The sequence below is a fragment of the Agrobacterium salinitolerans genome, assembly GCF_002008225.1.
GTDB classification, from domain to species: domain Bacteria; phylum Pseudomonadota; class Alphaproteobacteria; order Rhizobiales; family Rhizobiaceae; genus Agrobacterium; species Agrobacterium salinitolerans.
Window position 1 is genome coordinate 1 of sequence record NZ_MRDH01000029.1, and the last position, 1,433, is coordinate 1,433.

Annotated in this window: 1 protein-coding gene; it reads right to left on the minus strand. The window is 61.3% G+C overall.

The annotated features are described in order from the left end of the window. Positions 1 to 1,433 (minus strand): type VI secretion system tip protein TssI/VgrG (gene tssI, locus BS627_RS19790; protein ID WP_245307200.1); only part of this gene is annotated, 1,433 nt, incomplete at both ends.

Sequence of the window (1,433 nt, forward strand, 5' to 3'; positions counted from 1 at the left end):
ACGGTGTTTACCGAGCCGCCGATCTCGTGTTTCTGGTTGCCGGAAACTTCCACCGCGCGGTTGCCGCCGACCGAGGCGACCTCATGCCGGTCGACGCGCTTGGTCCGGTCATTCAGAACCCGCGTCGTCTGGTCCTTCTGGGCGTGGAAGAACTGGTTCTCCTTGCCGGCCTCATCCTCGAAGGTGATTTCGTTGAAACCGTCGCCCTTGTGACTGTTGGAGCGCAGCACCATACGTGTCTTGTTGGCGGGCAGGTCGTAAGGCACGGAATTGGCCGGATTGTTGACCACGCCGATGACCAGCGGCTTATCCGGGTCACCATCGACAAAGGCGACCATCACCTCCATGCCGATGCGCGGAATGACCTGCGCACCCCATGTACCACCGCCCCATGCCTGGCTGACACGCACCCAGCACGTATCCGTGCCATCCTTCTTCGCCTTGCGATCCCAAGGGAACCACAGCTTGATGCGGCCATATTGATCCGGGTGGATTTCCTCACCTTCGGGGCCAGCGACGATCGCCACCTGCGTGCCTTCGATGCGCGGCCGTTTTGTTGACCGGTGCGGCGTCAAGGGAACGCGCGCCGGAATTGCCTCGAAGTGGTTGCGATATTCCGGCTCGTTGCTGTTTGTCTCATAGGAGAGATCGACAATGCTGTGGCTTGCCCTGATGATCACATGTTCTTCGTAAGCATGCTCTGGATGGGCAACCTCGTAAGGCGTGAAGCGGCGACCGGCTTCGAGAATGCGCGAGGTCGATGAACCGAACACCCGGTCATGATCGGCCTCAATGGCCTGGGTGCGCAGTTTTTGCGCGCGCTCGGCCTCTTCCACCGTCCTGATGCGGGCCGGATATTCGTAGAGCTCGCGCTTCGTCGCATCCGGCATTTGCACCAGCGATGGCGTCATCGTGCCCGGCACCATGCCCGGCGTCTCGAAATTCCAGTCCGCACCCGCACGCTGGCCCGAGACATAGGAAAAACGCCGCGCCCAATCGTTGATGTGGTTGCGATCCGACGACCCCTGCGCCAGCCGCACCGTCCCCTCCCCCTGCGCGGCCGGTGATGGCCCGAGCCAGCCGCTGGCGCTGTCGGCCACATGCAGCTTGTGGGAACCGTCCTCGTGGCTAAACCAGTAGAACAGGCCGTCCTCTTCGAAACGGCGGGTGAGATAATCGAGATCGGTCTCATTCCACTGAACACTGTAGTGCTGTGCAGGCGGCGGCGAGATGATGCCTGACGTATCGGGGGCGGGAATGCCATGTTCGGAAAACAGTGTCTCAACGATCTCGACCGCCGTCTTGTCCATCCAGATACGGCAATCGGAACGACGCGACAGAAGCCACATCTGCGGGCGGATGGTCATGGCATAGGAGCGAAGGCCCCGAGTGATAGGCGGACCCTCATGCAACTCGGTAACCAGGCCGTTGAA